This is a genomic window from Saccharothrix sp. DSM 118769, assembly GCF_052936295.1.
In genome coordinates this window covers 1,150,983-1,169,471 of record NZ_CP193627.1, presented here as the reverse complement: position 1 = coordinate 1,169,471, position 18,489 = coordinate 1,150,983, and the positions used below count along the sequence as shown (strand labels likewise).

The 18,489-nt window shown below is 73.4% G+C and carries 23 protein-coding genes and 1 tRNA gene; 10 read left to right on the top strand and 14 right to left on the bottom strand.

Annotated features, from left to right (window positions below):
• Positions 1-9: 9 nt before the first annotated feature.
• Positions 10-1,497: an NAD(P)-binding domain-containing protein gene (locus ACRAKJ_RS05630; RefSeq protein ID WP_438925568.1), complete on the bottom strand. Its 1,488-nt coding sequence runs from the start codon at positions 1,495-1,497 to the stop codon at positions 10-12.
• Between the two features lie 178 nt (positions 1,498-1,675).
• Between ACRAKJ_RS05630 and ACRAKJ_RS05625 the strand changes: the two genes are divergently transcribed.
• Positions 1,676-2,251 (top strand): TetR family transcriptional regulator, encoded by a 576-nt coding sequence (locus ACRAKJ_RS05625; protein WP_438925585.1) that lies wholly within the window; start codon positions 1,676-1,678, stop codon positions 2,249-2,251.
• 7 nt (positions 2,252-2,258) lie between these two features.
• On the opposite strand, the gene ACRAKJ_RS05620 is transcribed toward ACRAKJ_RS05625, so the two are convergent.
• Entirely contained in the window at positions 2,259-2,747 is a 489-nt protein-coding gene (locus ACRAKJ_RS05620) for an LPXTG cell wall anchor domain-containing protein (RefSeq protein WP_438925569.1), read from the bottom strand.
• A gap of 256 nt (positions 2,748-3,003) precedes the next feature.
• Between ACRAKJ_RS05620 and ACRAKJ_RS05615 the strand changes: the two genes are divergently transcribed.
• Entirely contained in the window at positions 3,004-3,381 is a 378-nt protein-coding gene (locus ACRAKJ_RS05615; protein WP_438925570.1) for a hypothetical protein, read from the top strand.
• A gap of 54 nt (positions 3,382-3,435) precedes the next feature.
• Positions 3,436-4,053 carry a TetR/AcrR family transcriptional regulator C-terminal ligand-binding domain-containing protein gene (locus ACRAKJ_RS05610; RefSeq protein WP_438925571.1) on the top strand — a complete coding sequence of 206 codons (618 nt, stop codon included), beginning with the start codon at positions 3,436-3,438 and terminating at the stop codon, positions 4,051-4,053.
• A gap of 1 nt (position 4,054) precedes the next feature.
• Here ACRAKJ_RS05610 and ACRAKJ_RS05605 read toward each other — a convergent pair whose 3' ends face one another.
• Positions 4,055-4,276: a DUF3618 domain-containing protein gene (locus ACRAKJ_RS05605; protein ID WP_438925572.1), complete on the bottom strand. Its 222-nt coding sequence runs from the start codon at positions 4,274-4,276 to the stop codon at positions 4,055-4,057.
• A gap of 122 nt (positions 4,277-4,398) precedes the next feature.
• Here ACRAKJ_RS05605 and ACRAKJ_RS05600 point away from each other — a divergent pair.
• Positions 4,399-4,472: transfer RNA gene (locus ACRAKJ_RS05600), tRNA-Leu, on the top strand.
• A gap of 37 nt (positions 4,473-4,509) precedes the next feature.
• Here the strand turns inward: ACRAKJ_RS05600 and ACRAKJ_RS05595 are convergent.
• Positions 4,510-5,475, bottom strand: a complete 966-nt coding sequence (locus ACRAKJ_RS05595) for a GTP-binding protein (RefSeq protein ID WP_438925573.1) — start codon at positions 5,473-5,475, stop codon at positions 4,510-4,512.
• Positions 5,476-5,822: 347 nt separating this feature from the next.
• On the opposite strand from ACRAKJ_RS05595, the gene ACRAKJ_RS05590 reads away from it, so the two are divergent.
• Positions 5,823-6,440: a VTT domain-containing protein gene (locus tag ACRAKJ_RS05590; protein ID WP_438925574.1), complete on the top strand. Its 618-nt coding sequence runs from the start codon at positions 5,823-5,825 to the stop codon at positions 6,438-6,440.
• Here the strand turns inward: ACRAKJ_RS05590 and ACRAKJ_RS05585 are convergent.
• Entirely contained in the window at positions 6,425-7,063 is a 639-nt protein-coding gene (locus tag ACRAKJ_RS05585; protein ID WP_438925575.1) for a response regulator, read from the bottom strand. The two genes, ACRAKJ_RS05590 and ACRAKJ_RS05585, sit on opposite strands and share 16 nt — an antisense overlap.
• A complete protein-coding gene (locus ACRAKJ_RS05580; RefSeq protein ID WP_438925576.1) occupies positions 7,054-8,070 on the bottom strand; it encodes a histidine kinase in 1,017 nt (338 codons plus the stop codon). Before ACRAKJ_RS05580 ends, ACRAKJ_RS05585 begins: the two co-directional genes overlap by 10 nt.
• A 126-nt stretch (positions 8,071-8,196) precedes the next feature.
• On the opposite strand from ACRAKJ_RS05580, the gene ACRAKJ_RS05575 reads away from it, so the two are divergent.
• On the top strand, positions 8,197-9,561 hold the full coding sequence (locus ACRAKJ_RS05575) for a styrene monooxygenase/indole monooxygenase family protein (RefSeq protein ID WP_438925577.1): 1,365 nt from the start codon (positions 8,197-8,199) through the stop codon (positions 9,559-9,561).
• Here ACRAKJ_RS05575 and ACRAKJ_RS05570 read toward each other — a convergent pair.
• A complete protein-coding gene (locus ACRAKJ_RS05570) occupies positions 9,527-10,582 on the bottom strand; it encodes an FAD-dependent oxidoreductase (RefSeq protein WP_438925578.1) in 1,056 nt (351 codons plus the stop codon). The two genes, ACRAKJ_RS05575 and ACRAKJ_RS05570, sit on opposite strands and share 35 nt — an antisense overlap.
• 106 nt (positions 10,583-10,688) lie before the next feature.
• On the opposite strand from ACRAKJ_RS05570, the gene ACRAKJ_RS05565 reads away from it, so the two are divergent.
• The 3 genes from ACRAKJ_RS05565 (at position 10,689) to bcp (ending at position 13,040) form a co-directional block, all read left to right on the top strand.
• Entirely contained in the window at positions 10,689-11,717 is a 1,029-nt protein-coding gene (locus ACRAKJ_RS05565) for an MsnO8 family LLM class oxidoreductase (protein WP_438925579.1), read from the top strand.
• 285 nt (positions 11,718-12,002) lie between these two features.
• The gene (locus ACRAKJ_RS05560; protein ID WP_438925580.1) at positions 12,003-12,533 is read left to right on the top strand and encodes a hypothetical protein; all 531 of its coding nucleotides are present in this window, start codon (positions 12,003-12,005) and stop codon (positions 12,531-12,533) included.
• A gap of 30 nt (positions 12,534-12,563) precedes the next feature.
• Positions 12,564-13,040, top strand: a complete 477-nt coding sequence (gene bcp, locus ACRAKJ_RS05555; protein ID WP_438925581.1) for a thioredoxin-dependent thiol peroxidase — start codon at positions 12,564-12,566, stop codon at positions 13,038-13,040.
• 95 nt (positions 13,041-13,135) lie between these two features.
• Here bcp and rdgB read toward each other — a convergent pair whose 3' ends face one another.
• Together rdgB and rph are read right to left on the bottom strand one after the other, a co-directional pair.
• On the bottom strand, positions 13,136-13,738 hold the full coding sequence (gene rdgB, locus ACRAKJ_RS05550) for an RdgB/HAM1 family non-canonical purine NTP pyrophosphatase (protein ID WP_438925582.1): 603 nt from the start codon (positions 13,736-13,738) through the stop codon (positions 13,136-13,138).
• Positions 13,735-14,499 carry a ribonuclease PH gene (gene rph, locus ACRAKJ_RS05545; protein WP_438925583.1) on the bottom strand — a complete coding sequence of 255 codons (765 nt, stop codon included), beginning with the start codon at positions 14,497-14,499 and terminating at the stop codon, positions 13,735-13,737. Before rph ends, rdgB begins: the two co-directional genes overlap by 4 nt.
• A 54-nt stretch (positions 14,500-14,553) precedes the next feature.
• Here rph and ACRAKJ_RS05540 point away from each other — a divergent pair, with 54 nt between their 5' ends.
• Positions 14,554-15,075, top strand: coding sequence for a DUF2231 domain-containing protein (locus ACRAKJ_RS05540; RefSeq protein ID WP_438925584.1), 522 nt, complete (start codon positions 14,554-14,556; stop codon positions 15,073-15,075).
• A 155-nt stretch (positions 15,076-15,230) separates the two neighbouring features.
• Here ACRAKJ_RS05540 and ACRAKJ_RS05535 read toward each other — a convergent pair whose 3' ends face one another.
• From ACRAKJ_RS05535 to ACRAKJ_RS05515, 5 genes are read right to left on the bottom strand one after another with little or no spacing between them, the layout of a single operon-like run.
• The gene (locus ACRAKJ_RS05535) at positions 15,231-15,632 is read right to left on the bottom strand and encodes an OsmC family protein (protein ID WP_438925450.1); all 402 of its coding nucleotides are present in this window, start codon (positions 15,630-15,632) and stop codon (positions 15,231-15,233) included.
• Positions 15,633-15,643: 11 nt separating this feature from the next.
• Complete coding sequence (locus ACRAKJ_RS05530; protein WP_438925449.1) at positions 15,644-16,147, bottom strand: hemerythrin domain-containing protein; 504 nt, start codon at positions 16,145-16,147, stop codon at positions 15,644-15,646.
• Complete coding sequence (locus ACRAKJ_RS05525) at positions 16,137-16,949, bottom strand: MBL fold metallo-hydrolase (RefSeq protein WP_438925448.1); 813 nt, start codon at positions 16,947-16,949, stop codon at positions 16,137-16,139. Before ACRAKJ_RS05525 ends, ACRAKJ_RS05530 begins: the two co-directional genes overlap by 11 nt.
• A 17-nt stretch (positions 16,950-16,966) precedes the next feature.
• Positions 16,967-17,761: a glutamate racemase gene (gene murI / locus ACRAKJ_RS05520; protein WP_438925447.1), complete on the bottom strand. Its 795-nt coding sequence runs from the start codon at positions 17,759-17,761 to the stop codon at positions 16,967-16,969.
• 53 nt (positions 17,762-17,814) lie between these two features.
• Positions 17,815-18,474 carry a rhomboid family intramembrane serine protease gene (locus ACRAKJ_RS05515; protein WP_438925446.1) on the bottom strand — a complete coding sequence of 220 codons (660 nt, stop codon included), beginning with the start codon at positions 18,472-18,474 and terminating at the stop codon, positions 17,815-17,817.
• Between the last annotated feature and the right edge of the window lie 15 nt (positions 18,475-18,489).

Sequence of the window (18,489 nt, the reverse complement as noted above, 5' to 3'; positions counted from 1 at the left end):
TCTCGCGGGTTAGGCGGGGACCTTGGGGCGGCGGGCCCGGGTGAGGGTGTAGTCGGCCGGGTTCACGGTCCTCGTGCGCATCCAGTAGCGCCAGGTGAAGCCCGGCCACACGGTGCGGTTCACGCCCCGCGCGTCGAGGTACCAGCTCTTGCAGCCGCCCTCGGTCCACACGCCCCTGGTGAGCTTGCGCTGGAGCTGCCGGTTGAACCCCGCCTGCACGTCCGGCCGCACGTCCAGCTCGTCGGCGCGGTGCCGGTCGAGCAGCTCCAGGCACTGCCGGACGTAGCGGATCTGCGACTCGATCATGAACACCACGGAGTTGTGGCCGAGACCGGTGTTCGGGCCGAGCAGGAAGAAGAAGTTGGGGAACCCGGACACCGTGATGCCGTAGTAGGTCTCGATGCCCTCCTCGCGCCACTTCGTCGCCAGGTCGACACCGCCCTTGCCGGTGACGTCGAGGTGGTCGTACGACTCGACGACGTGGAAGCCGGTGCCGTAGATGATGGTGTCGACCTCGTGCTCGACGCCCGCGTTGTCCACGATCGAGCGCTCCCGCACCTCGGCGATGCCGTCGGTCACGAGGTCCACGGTGGGCTTGTTCAGCGCCGGGTAGAAGTCGTTGGAGATCAGCACGCGCTTGCAGCCCATGGTGTAGTCGGGCGTCAGCTTCTCCCGCAGCGCCGGGTCCTCGACCTGGCCGCGCAGGTGCCGGCGGGCGATGCCCTGGGCGAACTCCATGATCTTCGGGTTCACCGCGAAGCCGAGCGCGCTGGACTCGCGCACCCAGTAGACGTAGTCGCGGTACAGGCGCTGGGTGAACGGCAGCGCGCCGAACAGCTTCTGCTCCCAGCCGCTGATGGACCGGTCCATCTTGGGCATGACCCACGGCGGCGTGCGCTGGAAGATCGTCATGCGCCCGACCCGGTCGGCGATGCGCGGCACGAACTGGATGGCGCTCGCGCCGGTGCCGACGACGGCGACCTTCCGCCCGGTGAGGTCGTGGTCGTGGTCCCACTGGGCCGAGTGGAACGCGCGGCCCTCGAACTTCTCGATGCCGGGCAGCGCCGGGACGTTCGGGATGTGCAGCGCGCCGATGCCCGCCACGACGGCCTTGGCGGTGTAGGTGTCGCCGTGCTCGGTGGCGACGTGCCAGACCTTCGCGTCCTCGTCCCAGCGCGCGCCGGCCACCTTCGCGTTGAACCGGATGTGCTCGCGCAGCCGGTACTTCTCGGCCACCCGGTGCAGGTAGTCCCGGATCTCCGGCTGCTTGGCGAACATGCGCGACCAGCGCGGGTTCAGCTCGAACGAGAACGAGTACATGTGGGACGGCACGTCGCACGCGCAGCCGGGGTAGGAGTTGTCCCGCCAGGTGCCACCGAGGTCGGACGCCTTCTCCAGCACGACGAAGTCGCGCTCCCCGCTGCGCTTCAGCTCGATCGCCATGCCCAGGCCGGAGAAACCCGTGCCGACGACCAGGACCTTGACCTCTCGGTGCATCCCGTCCTCCAAGTCCGGCTACATACTGCTCAGTAGGTTACTCCAAGTAAGTTACCTCCGGTAGTCTGGGTTCGTGACCCCCACCGAGGCCGCGGGAGCCGAGAAGTCGGGCGCCCGGAACGCGGACGCCCAGAACGCGGGCGCCGAGAACGCGGACGCCGCGCCCAAGCGCCGCCGGATGCCCAAGGCGCAGCGCAAGGCGCAGATGCTCGACGTCGCCGAGGCCGTGTTCGCCGAGCGCGGTTACCTGGCCGCGTCGATGGACGAGATCGCCGAACGCGTCGGGGTCTCCAAGCCGATGTTGTACGAGTACTACGGCTCCAAGGAGGGCCTGCTCATCGGCTGCATCCACCGCGCGCGCACCGAGCTGCTGGAGCGCACGCAGCGGGCCATCGCGGGCGCGGAGGGCCCCGAGGAGGTCCTGCGCCGGGGCCTGCTCGCGTTCTTCGAGTTCATCGCCGGGCACGAGCGGTCGTGGTCGCTGCTGCGCCACGAGGCGGCGATCACGGTGCCGTCCGCGGTCGAGGAGGTCGAGGGCATCCGGCGTCAGCAGACCGACCTGATCTCGGCCGTGCTCGTGGCCTTCGCCCCGGACCTCGACCCGGTCGAGGCGGAGGCGTTCGCCGAGATCGTGGTCGGCGCGACCGAGCGCCTGGCCCTGTGGTGCGAACGCCGCCCCGACGTCGGCCCCGAGCGGGCCACCGACTACGTCGTGGACGTCGTGTGGCGCGGCGTGGCGGCCCGGCTCGGCTGACGAGGGCTCAGGCCCCCCGACGACGGCGGCCGAGGAGCAGCAGGACGGCGCCCGCGAGCGCGCTGGCCAGCCCGACCAGGGCGGTCAGCAGCGGGGCCGAGCCGGTGTCGGCCAACGCGCGCCGGTCGCCCCCGCCGGCCACCAGGGCCGCCTGCGCACCGGCCGGTGCGACGGCGACGGCGGCAGCGGCGGTCGTGGTCGTGGTCTGCGCCGCGGTGGTACCGGTGGACGTCGCGGACGTGCCGGGGTCGATCGAGGTCGCGGACGTGCCGGACACCGCGGTGGTCGTGGTCGCCGTCGCCGAGGTGCCGGACACCGCGGTGGTCGTGGTGGTCTCCGGCACCGCGGTGGTCGTGGTGTGGCACGGCGGCTCGCCGCGACCGCAGACGTCGCCCCGGCCGGGCGGGCCGTCGAGCGCCGGGGTCGCCGACGCCACCCCCGGTGCCAGCAGCAGGCCGAGGGACAGGCTCACCGCGACGGTGGTTCGGCGACTCATGAAAACCTCCGGGTTGACGACGTTGCTCCGATCGGTCTGTCGGACCGTCGCCGCCCCACCGTTAGCGATCACGCACTTTCCTTACACGAACGGGTAATCGTTCGTTCGGGCCACCGTCCTCGTGCGAACGGCGTCACGCCGGCATCCCCCGCAGGTGGGAGGCAACTCCGGGACCACCTCACTCGTTAGGAGGACAGACGACGTGTTCGGCCCGGAACGCCGGTCAGATGGGACGAGACCGACGGAGGGCGCAGGCATGTCGAGACTCCCCATCACCGCGAACTACCGGCGCGACGGCGACGACTGGACCGTCGTCGTGCGCGCCGACGGCAAGGAGCTGACCGCGACGGCGCCCGGCCTGATCGCGGCGCGGCTCACCGCCGACCAGCTCGCGGACGAGATCGCGGGCCGGCACGCCGACCGCACCGTGGTGCACCTGCTCGACGGCGACGCGCTCGCGTTCTCGGTGGCGTACCTGCACACCCGCGCGGGCCTCGCGCCACCACCCCACCGCACCGCGGGGACGAGCACCCCGCGGCGGGGCACCCCGCGACAAGGCACCCCGGGGACGAGCACCACCGAGCCGGGCACCGCTGAACCGAGGACCACTCACGACCAGGTGATCGACGCCTAGTGCCGGCGGGCCCGGCCTAGGATGTCCGGCCTGAAGAGGCGACGGGAGCGCACGATGGCGACACCGGTGTACAGCGAGCCGACCAGAACGACCCCGCAACGGGGCAGACCGAGGGACGCGAGCCGCGACGACGCGCTGCGCCAGGCCGCGCTGGAGGTGATGGCGGAGGTGGGCTACCGGGCGTTGACCATGGACGCCGTCGCCGCGCGGGCGCGGGCGGGCAAGGCCACCATCTACCGGCGGTGGGAGTCGAAGCTCGACCTCGTGATCGACACGTGCACGCAGCTGGCGCAGCAGAACCTCGCCGAGCCCGACACCGGGTCGCTGGCGGGCGACCTGAGGGAGTTCCTCGCCGCGTTCGCCGCGTTCCTGTCCGGGCCGAGCGGCAAGGCGGCGCAGGCGCTGGTCGGCGAGCTGCCGCACGAGCCGGAGCTGGCCACCGCGTTCCGCGAGACGTTCCTGACCGCGCAGCGCGACGTGCTGCGCGGCATCCTGGAGCGCGCGGACGGACGGGGCGAACTGCGCCCCGACGCGCCGCGCGGCATGGCGGTCGAGATCGCGGGCGCCGCGCTGATCTACCGGCTGATGCTCACCGGGGACCCGCTGGACGTCCCGTTCGTCGACCGCGTGGTGGAACAGGTCCTGCTGCCCCTCGTCGCCAAGGGGCAGTAGGTCACCGGAACAGCTTGCGCAGCAAGGCGAACCCGAGGAGCACGGCCACCGCGATCAGCGAGTACCGGACCCTGGGTTCGTCGAGCTTCGCGCGCACGCTCTCCTTGCCGGACTCGACGAAGCGCTGGGGGTTCGCCCTGGTGCCCAGTTCGTCCAGCGTCGCGGCCAGCGCGTCGCGAGCCTGCTCGATCTCGCGCTGGATGGTGTCGGGGTCGCGGGCCACATCTCCTCCTAGCTGCGGTCTGGCCACAACCGTAGTTGAGAGCCGCCCGCGCCGTTGAGCGGACCGGCGGATCGGTCCCTCGGGACCGGCCCGCCGGGGGCTGCGGATAAGCTTGCGCCGGCGGGCTCGTAGCCCAATTGGCAGAGGCACACGGTTTAGGTCCGTGCCAGTGAGAGTTCGAGTCTCTCCGGGCCCACGTCGTCAGCAGCGCCCTCGGCACCGCCGGGGGCCGCTCACGCCAGGTGGCGCAGGACCTCCAGCATCGACCGCGGGTCCACCGACGACGGGTCGGGCTCGACGCACGCGGCCAGCCCGGCGCGCACCGCGGGCACGTCGAGGCCGGTGCCGACCAGCACCAGCTCGGTGCGCCGCGGACCGGGCCACGCCGACCGCTCGAACCGCAGGAACGCGCCCACGGTGTGCAGGCCGAACCGCTGCCGGTGGCCGGGCACGTCGAACGACACGAACCCCTTGATCCGGTACAGCCCGGCGGGCCGCGCGTCGAGGAACGCCATGAGCCGCGCGGGGTTCAGGGCGTCGGCGGTGAACTCGACGCTCTCGTACCGCACGTGGTCGTGCTCGTGGCGCCCGCCCAGCTCCGCGAGCAGGTCGTCGAACGACAGCTGGCCGGCGGCGGTCCGCTCCACGCGGTCGAACAGCAGGCCGGGGTCGACCCGCCCGAACGTCGCCCGCACCACCGGCACGCCCGGCTTGAGCCGGTCCACCTCAGCGGCCACCGCGTCCGGGTCGGCGGCCCGGTCGACCTTGTTGAGCACGACGAGGTCGGCGACGCGCAGGTGGCGGGCCAGGTCGGCGGGCGGCTCGGCGGCGTCCACCAGCAGCACGAGCCCGCCGTAGGACAGCCGCGGGTTCTCGCTCGCCAGCACCATCCGGACCATGGCCTGCGGCTCGGCCAGGCCGCTGGCCTCGATCACGATGACGTCGACCAGGGAGTCGAGCTTGGCCAGCATCTCGTCCAGCTCGCTCACGTCGACGGCGCAGCACAGGCAGCCGCCGCTGAGCGAGACGGTGGAGTCGACCTGCCCGGCCACGCTCATCGCGTCCACGCCGATGGCGCCGAAGTCGTTGACCACCACGCCGACCCGGGTGCCGCGGGCGGCGGCGAGCAGGTGGTTGAGCAGCGTCGTCTTGCCGGAGCCGAGGAACCCCGCCACCACGACCACGGGGACGCGCTTCACGGGACCCGATCGTAGTCCAGGGTCGTGCTCCGGGGCCGCACGGTCAGGGGCCGCGCGGTCCCGGGGGTCGCGCGGTCCGGGGCCGCACGGTCAGGGGGCCGCCGGGGAGCGTGAGTGGAGTCGGCGGCACCGGGGTATCCCGTGGTGGAGGCCGCAAGCGCTCAGCGGGGAGGGGGTCGCGAACCGACGCCGAACCGGCGCGCCCGCCACGCGGTCGTGCCGGGGTGCCCGCCCGGGGTCCCCTCCGGGTTTCCCCCCTCGGGGACTCCCGCACTGGGGTTTTCCGCACCGCAGGTGTGCGGCCGGCTTCATGGTGGGCCCGTCGGCGGGTTCGTAATGTGGACAATATGGACATCGTCTCGTGGATCACCGACCTGATGGAAACGCTCGGCGCACCCGGCGCCGGGCTGGCCATCGCGCTGGAGAACCTGTTCCCGCCCCTGCCCAGCGAGCTGTTCCTGCCGTTGGCCGGGTTCACCGCCAGCCAGGGCCGGATGGGCCTCGTCGCCGCGATCCTGTGGACCACCGCGGGCTCGGTGGTGGGCGCGCTGCTGCTGTACTACCTGGGCGCCGCGCTGGGCCGCGACCGCATCCGCCGCATCGCGGGGCGGATGCCGCTGATGAAGGTGTCCGACGTGGACAAGTCGGAGGAGTGGTTCAACCGGCACGGCAAGGCCACCGTCTTCTTCGGCCGGATGGTGCCGGTCTTCCGCAGCCTCATCTCCATCCCGGCGGGCGTGGAGCGCATGCCGATCGTGCAGTTCACCCTGCTCACGGCGGCCGGCAGCCTGATCTGGAACACCGCGCTGATCCTCGCCGGCTACCTGCTCGGCGCGAACTACCACCTCGTCGACCAGTACCTCGGCGTCGTGTCCAAGGTCGTGCTCGGCCTCGTGGTGATCGCCGTCGTGTGGTTCGTGGTGTCCCGGCTCGTGCAGCGGAAGAAGGATCACGCCCGCAAGTAGCGCAGCACCGCCAGCACCCGCCGGCTGTAGCCGCCCTCGGCGGACAGCCCGAGCTTGTCGAAGATCGAGTTGACGTGCTTCTCGACCGCGCTGCGCGACACGTGCAGCCGCTCCGCGATCGCGTTGTTCGTGTGGCCCTCGGCCATGCGCGCCAGCACGTCCCGCTCCCGCGCGGTCAGCGCGTCCAGCGGGCTCGTGGTGCGGGCCAGCAGCCGGCGCACCACCTCCGGGTCGAACGCGGCGCCGCCCGCCCCCACCCGGCGCAGCGCGTCCAGGAACTCCTCCACCTGGACCACGCGGTCCTTCAGCAGGTAGCCCACGCCGTCGGCGTGCCCGGTGAGCAGGTCGACGGCGTAGCGCTGCTCGACGTACTGCGAGAGCACCAGCACGCCGACGCCCGGGAACCGCTCGCGGATCTCCAGGGCGGCCCTCATGCCCTCGTCGGTGTTCGTCGGGGGCATCCGCACGTCGGTCACCACGACGTCCGGCCGGTGCTCGGCCACCGCGGCGACCAGCTCCGCCGCGGTGCCGACGGCGGCCGGCACCTCGTGGCCCTCCTCGGCCAGCAGCCGCACGAGGCCCTCCCGCAGCAGCGCGGAGTCCTCGGCCAGGATCACCCGCACGGGATGCTCGCCTCGACCGCGGTGGGACCGCCCGCGGGACTGGTCACGGAGAACCGGCCGTCCAGCGCGAGCACCCGCCGGGACAGGCCGGCCAGCCCGCCGCCCGCCGGGTCCGCTCCCCCGGCGCCGTCGTCGACGACCCGCACGCGCACCGCGCCGCCGTCCTCGCTGATGTCCACGTCGATCATCGTCGCACCGGAGTGCTTGGCCGCGTTCGTCACCGCCTCGCACACCACGAAGTACACCGCGGTCTCCACCTGCGGCGCGGCGGTCAGCGCCGGGCAGGCGATGCGCACCGGGATGGCCGAGCGGTCGGCGACGGCCTCCAGCGCCTCGGCCAGGCCCAGCGAGTCCAGCGCGGCCGGGTAGACCCGCCAGGCGACCTCGCGCAGGTCCTCCAGCACGTGCCGGGACTCCTCGTGCGCCTGGGCGAGCAGGTCGGCCGCGCGGTCGGGGTTGCGGCGCGCGCGGCCCAGCAGCATCCCCAGGGCGACCAGCCGCTGCTGCACGCCGTCGTGCAGGTCGCGCTCGATGCGGCGGCGCTCGGCGTCCACCGCGGCCACGATGCCCGCCCGGCTGGCGGCCAGCTCGTCCACGCGGCGGCGCAGCAGCTCGGCCTCGCTCGGCCCGAGGAAGCGGTGCGCGACCCGCTGCTCCAGGGCGACGACGCCGATGATCCCCTGCACCTCGATGTAGAGCAGGACGACGCCCACCAGGGCCGTCCACAGGTACTCGACGAGGTCGTCGTCGGCGTTCAGCTCGGGACCCGTGTCGCCCACGACCAGCCGGTGGGCGATGATCCCGGCCATGGCCAGGCCGTAGTACAGCCACGCCACCACGACCCCGCCGAACAGGCCGACGAGCCAGCGCACCGCGAGGTAGCGGGTCGCCCGGTCGTGGTCCGGTTCGGCCGTGTCGAACCCGAACGCCCACGAGAGACGGCGGCGTTCCGCTTCCGCCACCGGTCGGGCCCACTTCCGGGCGAACGCCACGACCAGCACGTTCACGGCCGAAGTGACGAATCCGAGTGACAAACCCATAACGACGCGCAACGCCCTGTGCACATTAGTGAGGTTATAAGACCCGATCGTGCTATTGGCCTGATCGGGAAAGTCCGCCGAGTATTCGTAGACGTGCGCACAATCGCGGTCGTCGGTGCCGGTCAGGCGGGTCTCGTGTTGTCGGCGGCGCTGCTGCGGGCGGGGTGGCGGGTGTCGATCCACACCGACCTGACGCCGGACCAGCTCCTCGCCGACCGCGGCCGGCCCACCGCGTGCCTGTTCGGCGACCAGGTCGAGTACGAGGCGGAGCTGGGGCTCGACCTGCACCCCGGGGCGTCCCGCATCCACCACCTCCACCTCGACCTGGTGACCGGCGACGGCGGGGTCGCGTTCTCGGTCGACGCGCCGCTGCGCAAGCCCGCGCTGGCGGTGGACCAGCGGCTGAAGTTCGCCGGCGGGCTCACCGAGCTGGAGCGGCGCGGCGCGGAGGTGGTCGTCGGCGAGGTGTCGGTCGAGGACCTCGACCGGCTGGCCGCCGCGCACGACCTGGTCGTGGTGGCCGCCGGGTGCCGGTCGCTGACCGGGCTGTTCGAGCGGGACCCGGCGCGGTGCGTGCACTCCCGCCCGCAGCGCGCGCTGTTCATGGTGAACGTCCACGGCTACGACCTGGCGGCCCGCCCCGAGCACCGCGAGGGCGTGTTCTCGTTCGTGCCGGGCACCGCGGAGCTGTTCTGGTTGCCGTTCCACGACAAGGACGTGGGCGAGTCGCGCAGCATCGTGCTGGAGGCAGTGCCGGGCGGGCCGGCGGACCGGTTCCGCGGGGTCACGTCGGCCGACGAGGGCGTGGAGGTGCTCAAGGGCCTGGTGGACGAGCTGCTGCCGCACGAGTCGGCGTTCCTGCGGCCCGCGCGGGCGACGAGCCCGGTGACGTGGATCAAGGGCGAGGTCGTGCCGGTGGTGCGCCGCCCCGTCGGCGTGCTGCCGTCCGGGCGGCACGTGCTGGGCCTCGGCGACGCCGTGGTGCTCAACGACCCGCTGGCCGGGCAGGGGGCCAACAACGCGACCCGGATGGCCCGCTTCTTCGCCGGGGAGCTGACCGCGTTCGACGGGCCGTACGCGGCGTCGTGGCTGGCGGACCGGTTCGACGAGTGGTGGGAGCGGGGCCGGTTCGCGAACGAGTTCTCCAACGGGCTGCTCGCGCCGCTGCGGGGCTTCCAGCGGGAGCTGCTGCTCGCGGCGTCCCGGCGGGAGGGCGTCGGCGAGCAGCTGTTCGAGGGGTTCAACGACCCGGCGTCGCTGTTCCCGTGGTTCTTCGAGGAGGGCGCGGCGCGCGAGTTCCTGGCGCGGCACGACGTGGGCCGGTTCGACGTGCTGCGCTACAAGCTGGGCGTGGGGCTGCGGGTGGCCGGCCGGAGGTTCGGCGGCCGGGGGTTCGGCGGCCGGGAGCCGGGCGGGCGGGGGCTCAGGCGGCGGGCCGCGCGGACAGCAGCGACCTGATCTCGCGGGCGGCGACCCGGCCCGCGCGGGACGCGCCGACCGTGCTCGCCGACGGCCCGTAGCCGACGAGGTGCACGCGGGGGTCGGCGACCACGCGGGTGCCGTCCAGCTCGACGCCGCCGCCGGGCGCGCGCAGCCGCAGCGGCGCGAGGTGGTCGAGGGCGGCGCGGAAGCCGGTGGCCCACAGGATCGCGTCGGCGCGCTCGGAGCCGCCGTCCGGCCACACCACGCCGTCCTCGGTGATCCGCTCGAACAGCGGCCTGCGCGCCAGCACGCCGGTCCGCAGCCCCTCGCGGACGGCGGGGGTGAGGCTCAGGCCGGTCACGCTGACCACGCTGCGCGGCGGCAGGCCGCGGCGGACCCGCTCCTCCACCTCCGCCACGGCCGCGCGGCCGATCTCCGGGCCGAACGGCTCGTCGGAGAACTCGGGCTCGCGGCGGGTGACCCACGTGGTCGTGCCGCCGTGCGCGGCGATCTCCAGCAGCTGCTGCACGGCGGACGTGCCGCCGCCCACGACGACGACGTGCCGCCCGGCGAACCAGGCCGGGCCGGGGTACCGCGACGAGTGCAGCTGCCGGCCCCGGAACAGCTCCTGGCCGGGGTAGCTGGGCCAGAACGGGCGCGTCCACGTGCCGGTCGCGTTGACCAGGGCGTCGGCGGTGAAGGTGCCGCGGTCGGTCGCCACGTCCAGCGGGCCGCGCCGGTCGCCGGGGACGTGGTCGCGGACGGCGCGCACCCGGACCGGGCGGAGCACGTCCAGGCCCTCGCGGCGCTCGAAGTCGGCGAAGTAGGCGGGCAGCACCTCGTTGGCGGGCGCGTCCGGGTCGGGTTCGGCGAACGGCGCCCCGGGCAGGTCGTGGATGGCGTGCACGGTGGCCATGCGCAGCGTCGGCCAGCGGTGCCGCCACGCGCCGCCGGGGCCGTCCTCGGCGTCCAGGACGAGGTGGTCCAGGCCGGCCCGCCCGAGGAAGTGGGCGGTGGACAAGCCCGCCTGACCTGCGCCGATGACCACCACGTCCATGTCCTGGTCAACATCGCCGGCGTGGGCGGGCTTCCCGCGGGCGTGGTCGCGGGCATCACACCCGGACGGCGGAAGGCATCCGGCGCCCCGGGCGTTGTCCAGTGGCATGAGCCGACTCCGCGACGTGCCGCTGTCCGCACTCGACCTCGCCACGATCACCGCGGGGACGGACGCGCGCACGGCCCTCGCGCACACGCGCGAGCTGGCGCGGCACGTCGAGCGGCTCGGCTTCACCCGGTTCTGGCTGGCCGAGCACCACAACATGCCCGGCATCGCCAGTTCCTCGCCCGCGATCCTCATCGGCCACGTCGCCGACGCCACCACGACGCTGCGGGTCGGCTCCGGCGGCGTGATGCTGCCCAACCACCCGCCGCTGGTCGTGGCCGAGCAGTTCGGCACGCTCGCCGCCCTGCACCCCGACCGCATCGACCTCGGCATCGGCCGCGCGCCGGGCACGGACCAGCGCACCGCGCAGGCCCTGCGCCGCACCGCCGGCCCGCTGTCGGTCGACGACTTCCCGCAGCAGCTGGCCGAGCTGAACGGGTACTTCGACGGCACCGAGCAGCTGCTCGCCGTGCCCGCGAAGGGCAACAAGCCGGACGTGTTCCTGCTCGGGTCGAGCGGGTACAGCGCGCAGGTCGCGGGCCTGCTCGGGCTGCCGTTCGCGTTCGCCCACCACTTCAGCGCGGAGAACACGCTGCCCGCGCTCGCCCTGTACCGCGAGCGGTTCCGGCCGTCCGCGCGGCTGTCCGAGCCGTACGCGCTGGTGTGCGCCTCGGTGCTGGTCGCGGACACCGACGAGCGCGCGCGGTACCTCGCCCAGCCGGGCGCGCTGTCGTTCCTGAAGCTGCGCAGCGGCCGGCCGGGGGCGGTGGCCACCAACGAGGAGGCCGACGCGTACCCGTACACCGACGTGGAGCGGCTGATCGTGGAGGACCGGATGGCCTCCCAGGTGATCGGCTCGCCGGGGACGGTGGAGGCCGGGCTGGAGCGGCTGCTGGCCGACACGGCGGCCGACGAGCTGATGGTGACCACGATGGTCGCCGAGCAGTCCGACCGGCTCCGGTCGTACGAGCTTCTCGCCCAGATCGCCCAACGTTCACCCGAACGAGTGAAGACCGACGTCGAGGTGTAGCGGTTCGCGGCACAACCGCGATGATCAGTACGAGCGCGCACGCCCCCCGACGCGCTCATCAACTCCCGGGCGGTCCGCCGCTCGGAGCTCGGCCGCCGCCGACCCGCGTGGGCGCCGCCCGGTGTGGCGACGCCCACGCGGGCAGCCGCGCGTCATCACGTCTTGGCCACGGGCGTGCACCAGGTGCGCTTCAAGGCCCTGTATCGGTTCCCGAGCACTCCCGCTCCGCGTCATGGTGGTGACCTGTCGCAGTCAGCCCACCGCCGGGGCGGGAAGGGGAGGTTCGTGGAAATCGCCAGACTGGCCGCCGGCGCGTTCGTCGTCCTGGCCTTGGCGGGATGTGCGGACCACACCGGCCTGACCACCGCCGAGCCACCGTCCGAAGTGGCCGAGCAGGGCGCGGACGCGTCACCCGCCTCCCCGTACGCCGCGTTCGGCGCGCAGCGGGTGTGGGCCGACGGCATGGCCGTCACGGTGTCGCCGCCGTCCTCGCTGGAACCCAGCGACACCTCGTTCCCGAAGTCGCCGCGCACCGCCGTGTTCACCCTGACCCTGGTCAACGGCACCCCGGAGCCGTACCTGACGAGCCAGCTCGTCGTGCGCGCCTCCGTCGAGGGGCGGCAGGTGGCCGAGGTGCGCGACTCCGTGCAGGGGCTGGGCGGCGTGGCCGCCGCCGTGCCCGAGGTCGCGGCCGGCGCGGAGACCGTGCTGACGGTGGCGTTCGCGGTGCCGCAGGAGCCCGTGCCGATCCGGGTCGTGGTCGAGCCGAACGGCACCGGGCAGGAACCGAGCGCGGTCTACGAGGGCACCGGCTGACCGCGCGGCGGCTCTTGTAGCGTCTCGGCAATGACCGAGCAGAAGCGCCTGTCCCCCGGCGACCAGGCCCCGGCGTTCACCCTGCCCGACAGCACGGGCGCACCCGTCTCGTTGGCGGACTACGCGGGCCGTTCCGTGGTCGTGTACTTCTACCCGGCGGCGAGCACGCCGGGCTGCACCAAGCAGGCGTGCGACTTCCGCGACAACCTCGGCGACCTCGCGTCCGCCGGCTACGACGTGGTGGGCGTCTCCCCCGACAAGCCGGCGAAGCTGGCGAAGTTCGCCGAGGCGGAGGGGCTGAACTTCCCGCTGCTGTCCGACGTCGACCGCGCGGTGCTCACCGAGTGGGGCGCGTACGGGGAGAAGCAGAACTACGGCCGCACCGTGATGGGCGTGATCCGGTCGACGTTCCTCGTGGGACCGGACGGCAAGGTCGTGAAGGCGCTCTACAACGTGCGCGCGACCGGGCACGTGGCCAAGCTGCTGCGCGAGCTGCCGACCGCCTGACCACCCCGGTGCCCGCCGCCCGGTCGGGGCGGCGGGGCACGGCCCGGTCAGGCGGTCACGCGGTCAGGCAGTCGCGCGGTCAGGCAGTCACGCGGTCAGGCGCGGGCCAGCTCCCGCAGGTGCGGCAGCAGCAGGCGCAGCGCGCGTCCCCGGTGGGAGAGGGCGTCCTTCTCCTCCGGGGACAGCTCGGCCGACGTCACGTCGTGGCCCTCGGGCACGAACACCGGGTCGTAGCCGAAACCGTTGGCGCCGCGCGGCTCGCGGGCGACCGAGCCCCGCCACTCGCCGCGCACCACGGTCTCGGTGTCGCCGGTCACGAACGCCGCCGTGCAGACGAACGCGGCGCCGCGGCGCTCGTCCGGGACGTCGCGCAGCTGGCCCAGGACCAGCCGCGTGTTGGCCTCGTCGTCGCCGTGCGCGCCGGACCAGCGCGCCGACAGGACGCCGGGCATGCCGTTGAGGGCGTCGATCGCGATGCCCGAGTCGTCCGCGACCGACGGCAGGCCGGTGGCCCGGTACGCGTCCCGCGCCTTGGCCAGGGCGTTGCCCTCGAACGTCGGGTCGGTCTCCGGGGCCTCCGGGAACTCGGGCACGTCGTCCAGGCCGACGACCTCGATGCCGTCGAGGCCCTCGGCGAGCAGGATGCGGCGCAGCTCGCCGAGCTTCTTCTTGTTGCGCGACGCCAGCAGCAGCTTCACTTCTTCTTCGCCTTCGGCTCGGGCAGCACGCCGGGGTAGGGCAGGGCCAGCGCCTCGGCCTGCACGCGGTTCAGCTCGGCGCAGCCCGCCAGCGCCAGGTCGAGCATCTTGTCCAGGGTCGAGCGGGCGAACGTGGCGCCCTCGCCGGTGCCCTGCACCTCGATCAGGGTGCCCGCGTCGGTCGCGACGACGTTCATGTCGACCTCGGCGCGCGAGTCCTCCTCGTACGGCAGGTCGAGGCGCACCCGGCCGTCGACCACGCCGACCGAGACGGCCGACACCGCGCAGGACAGCGGCTGAGGGTCGGCGAGGCGGCCGGCCGCGCCCAGCCACGTGACGGCGTCGGCCAGGGCCACGTACGCGCCGGTGATCGCCGCGGTGCGGGTGCCGCCGTCGGCCTGGATCACGTCGCAGTCGATCACGATGGTGTTCTCGCCCAGCGAGGCCAGGTCGATGCACGCCCGCAGGGAACGCCCGATCAGGCGGCTGATCTCGTGCGTGCGGCCACCGATCCGGCCCTTCACCGACTCCCGGTCGCTGCGGCTGTGCGTCGCCGACGGCAGCATCGCGTACTCGGCGGTCACCCAGCCGAGGCCGGAACCGGACCGCCACCGCGGCACGCCCTCGGTGACGCTGGCCGCGCACAGCACGCGGGTGTTCCCGAACTCGATCAACACCGATCCCGCGGGCCACTGCTGGAAGCCGCGGGTGATCCGGATGTCGCGCAGCACGTCGTCGTTCCTGCCATCGGTCCTCAGCACGGCACTACCCTATTGCGCTGAACCCGGGGAAGGCCCACCGGCGTAGGGAGACGCATGGCACTCGCAGACGACCTGGTGACGTTCTTCGGTCTCCCGACGCACCCGTTGCTGGTCCACGCGGTGGTGGTGCTGCTCCCGCTGGCGGCGGCGGGGGCGGTCGCGGCGGCCGTCGTGCCGCGGTGGCGGAAGAAGTACGCGTGGCCCCTGCTCGGCGTGACGCTGCTCGGCGTGGGCTCGGTGCCGCTGGCCCAGGCGTCCGGTGACCAGCTCCACGCGAGGCTGGCGAGCCTCGGCAACCCGCTGATCGAGCGGCACGCGGAGCTGGGCAACGACCTGCTGCCGTTCGCGCTCGGGTTCGGCGTGGTGGTCGTGGCGCTGGTGGTCGCGGGCCGGCTCGCCGACCGGGAGCGCACCGCGGCGACGGAGAGCACGACGCCCGTGCCCAGGACGTGGCGGCGGATCGCGGTGGTCGTCAGCGTGCTCGTCGTCGCCGCCGGCGCCGCCGCCACCGTGCAGGTGGTCCGCATCGGCCACAGCGGCTCGACCGCCGTCTGGGACGGCATAGGCACCACCTGACCCACCCCCGAGAGTCCAACGCCCGGGCCCCGAGAGTCCAACGCTCAGGTCGCGAGAGTCCAACGCTCAGGACCCCTGAGTTCTTTACTCGCGAGTAAAGAACTCAGGGGTCCTGGAGGTACGACTCTCGGGGCCTGGAGGTTGGACTCTCGGGGTTAGGGGAGGTGGAGGGGGGTGGGGAGGGGGTGGGGGTGCTTGAGGGTTCGGGTCACGGTGCACAGCTGGTCGATCGCGCGGCGGACCGCGGCGTCCAGGGCGGCGCGGTCGGCCTCGGGCAGCGACGACACGTCGTAGGACAGGGTGACCGGGACGGCGTCCAGCTGGTGCGCGCCCTCGGGGCGCACGTCGTCGGCGCGCGCCACCAGGTCACCGTCGACGCGGCGGGTGATCAGCGTCTCCGCCGTCACCGCCGCGCAGCCCGCCGCCGCGGCCAGCAGCAGTTCCACGGGCGTGAACGCACCCTCCGCGCCCTTGCGGCCGACGCGCACGGAGGCGCCCCGGTCGTTGGTGGCGGTGAACTCGTGCTGACCCGTGCGGCGGACCTCGACGTTGGACACGCCGCAGGACGTTAGTCGATCCGGTCGGCCGTGGCGTGCGCGATCTTGCGCACGTACTCCAGGTCGCCGCAGTCGTCGTCGATGCGGTCCTGGCGGATCTCCAGGAACTTCTCCCCCAGCTCCGCGCGGCGGTCGTCGGGGACCTGCTCGCGGGCGTCGTTGAGGATGGTGCGCTCCTCCTCGTCGATGTGGTGGTTGAGCGCCTCCACCAGCTCCTCGAGCTTGCCCTCCCACTCCTCGGACTCGGTGTCGGAGACCTCCATCAGCGCGAGCAGCGCCTGGTGGCCCTCGGCGTGCTCCTCGGCGCCGTGGTCGACCTCGTCGTTGTCGACCTCCTTGTAGCGCTTGAGCGCCGGGTACACCTCGTTCTCCTCGGCCTCGGCGTGGGCGATGAGCAACGCGGCCAGCTCGCCGAGCAGCGTCGACCGGTCGGACCCCCGGTCGCGCAGGGCGCGGAACAGCTCCTCGAACCTGCGGTGGTCCGCCAGGATGAGGTCGACGACGTCAGTTGCCATGGCCGCCGATTACCCGCGCCACCGGCTCGCCAACCACGTACTCCGCGCCCTGCGAGACGAGTTCCACGGGGCCGTCGAACCGGCTGCGCGCCTCGGCCAGGACGGTGTCGCGGTCGGTCCACGGGGCCACGTGCGTGAGCAGCAGCCTGCGCGCGCCGGCCCCCGCCGCGACCTCGCCCGCCTGCACCCCGGACAGGTGCCGGCCGGTCGGCCGGTCCGGGGCGTGCGTCCACGTGGCCTCCGACAGCAGCACGTCCGCGTCCCGCGCCAGGAACTCCAACTGGTCGCACGGCCCGGTGTCGCCGGTGTAGGCGAGGGTGGCGTTCCCGTCGGTGATGCGGAACCCGTAGGACTCGGTGGGGTGGTCGACGAGGACCGGGGTGATCTCGAACGGCCCGACGCGCGTCACCCGGCGGTCGGCGAGGACGTGGAAGTCGAACACGTCCGACAGGTCGGTGGTGAGCAGTTCCTCGGCGGTCTCGGCGTAGGCGCGCGCGAACCTCTCGTGGGCCTCCCCCGGCCCGTGCACGGGCAGCTTGCGCGCACGCGTGTCGTGGGGCGGGTGCGTGTGGTAGCGGCGGGTGACCGCGAGGGTGGTGAAGTCCGAGCAGTGGTCCGGGTGCAGGTGGGAGAACAGCAGGGCGTCCAGCGAGAACGGGTCGCGGTGCTCCTGGAGCGCGGCGAGCGCGCCACCGCCCAGTTCGATGGCGAGTCGGCAGCCATCCGCCTCGACGAGGTAGCCGGACGCCGGCCCGTGCGGGCCCGGCAGGCTGCCGGAGCAGCCGAGGATGGTCAACAGCACCCGTGGAGCGTGCCAGTTCACGCGTGGGCGTGGAAGGAGGCGTTTTCCAACTGGGGCAGGAATCGCCGGGCGAGCCTCGCGAACGGTTCCACCGGCCCCGTGCAGGTGAACCGCTGGTCCGGGGGACCCTCGCGGAGCAGGTCGCGCTCGGTGAGCACCCGCACGACGTCCTTGACGGTCTCCTCGGCGCTGGAGACGAGCGTCACCCCGTCGCCCATGACGATCTGGAGCACGCCGGTCAGCAGCGGGTAGTGCGTGCAGCCGAGCACGAGCGTGTCGACCTCAGCGCGCTGGAGCGGCTCCAGGTACGCCTGCGCGAGGCCGAGGACCTGGCGGCCGGAGGTGATCCCGCGCTCCACGAAGTCGACGAACCTCGGGCACGCCGCGGCGGTGACCCGCACGTCGCGGGCGGCGGCGAAGGTGTCCTGGTAGGCGCCGGACCGCACCGTGCTCTGCGTGCCGATGACGCCGACGCGGCCGGTGCGCGTGGTCGCCACGGCCCGGCGCACGGCGGGCAGCACGACCTCGACCACCGGCACGTCGTAGCGCTCGCGGGCGTCGCGCAGGCACGCGGAGGACGCGGTGTTGCAGGCGATGACGAGCAGCTTCACGCCGTCCTCGACGAGCTGGTCGGCGACGGCGAGGGCGTGCCGGCGCACCTCGGCGATGGGCAGCGGGCCGTACGGGGTGTTCGCCGTGTCGCCGACGTACCTGATCCGCTCGCCGGGCAGCTGGTCCATGATCGCCCGCGCCACGGTCAGCCCGCCGACGCCGGAGTCGAAGATCCCGATGGGCGAATCCGCTGTGGTCACGCCCCCGAGACTAGCTCCGGGGAACCGGCTGCGGGGGACCGGTTCCGGCCCGGTCAGCCCCGGCGCGCGACGGCGTCGCGGGCGTCGCGGGAGACGCCCCACGCGGCCAGCACGCCGCCGAGCGCGCCGAACAGGTGGCCCTCCCAGGAGATGCCCGGCTGCCCCGGCAGGACGCCCCACAGCGCGGCGCCGTAGGCGGCGAACACCGCGACCGCGACGACGACCTGGAGCGGGCTGCGCGCGAACAGGCCGCGCACCAGCAGGAACGCCAGGAAGCCGAAGACCAGGCCGGACGCGCCGATGTGGCTGCCGTAGGAGCCGAAGACCCACACCCCGAGGCCGCTGGTGAGCCAGACGACGGCGGTGACCTGGAAGAACTGCTTGATCCCGCCCGAGGTGGCCAGGAAGCCCAGCACGAGCAGCGGCACCGCGTTGCTCGTCAGGTGCGCCCAGCCCTCGTGCAGGAACGGGTACCAGAGGATGTTGTCCCACTCGGAGAAGTCGCGCGGCAGGACGCCGTCGTCGTCCAGCCGGCCGCGGAGGACGGTGTCGAGCGCCTCGACCACGTAGAGCAGGCCGACGAAGCCGAGCACGACCGCGGCGGACAGCACGGGCCGCGGCGGCACGACGCGCTTGGCGAGCGGCTTGGGCGGCTTGGGCGCGGTGGGTGCCGACGGGGGCGCCGGGAAGGCGGAGGGGCCGGTGGGGTCCACGTGGTCCAGGTTACG

What these genes read in the sequence shown, in the direction of transcription:
- ACRAKJ_RS05630 (WP_438925568.1), bottom strand. Translation starts at nt 1,497, where the DNA reads ATGCACCGAGAGGTCAAGGTCCTGGTCGTCGGCACGGGTTTCTCCGGC.
- ACRAKJ_RS05625 (WP_438925585.1), top strand. Translation starts at nt 1,676, where the DNA reads ATGCCCAAGGCGCAGCGCAAGGCGCAGATGCTCGACGTCGCCGAGGCC.
- ACRAKJ_RS05620 (WP_438925569.1), bottom strand. Translation starts at nt 2,747, where the DNA reads ATGAGTCGCCGAACCACCGTCGCGGTGAGCCTGTCCCTCGGCCTGCTG.
- ACRAKJ_RS05615 (WP_438925570.1), top strand. Translation starts at nt 3,004, where the DNA reads ATGTCGAGACTCCCCATCACCGCGAACTACCGGCGCGACGGCGACGAC.
- ACRAKJ_RS05610 (WP_438925571.1), top strand. Translation starts at nt 3,436, where the DNA reads ATGGCGACACCGGTGTACAGCGAGCCGACCAGAACGACCCCGCAACGG.
- ACRAKJ_RS05590 (WP_438925574.1), top strand. Translation starts at nt 5,823, where the DNA reads ATGGACATCGTCTCGTGGATCACCGACCTGATGGAAACGCTCGGCGCA.
- ACRAKJ_RS05570 (WP_438925578.1), bottom strand. Translation starts at nt 10,582, where the DNA reads ATGGACGTGGTGGTCATCGGCGCAGGTCAGGCGGGCTTGTCCACCGCC.
- ACRAKJ_RS05565 (WP_438925579.1), top strand. Translation starts at nt 10,689, where the DNA reads ATGAGCCGACTCCGCGACGTGCCGCTGTCCGCACTCGACCTCGCCACG.
- bcp (WP_438925581.1), top strand. Translation starts at nt 12,564, where the DNA reads ATGACCGAGCAGAAGCGCCTGTCCCCCGGCGACCAGGCCCCGGCGTTC.
- ACRAKJ_RS05540 (WP_438925584.1), top strand. Translation starts at nt 14,554, where the DNA reads ATGGCACTCGCAGACGACCTGGTGACGTTCTTCGGTCTCCCGACGCAC.
- ACRAKJ_RS05530 (WP_438925449.1), bottom strand. Translation starts at nt 16,147, where the DNA reads ATGGCAACTGACGTCGTCGACCTCATCCTGGCGGACCACCGCAGGTTC.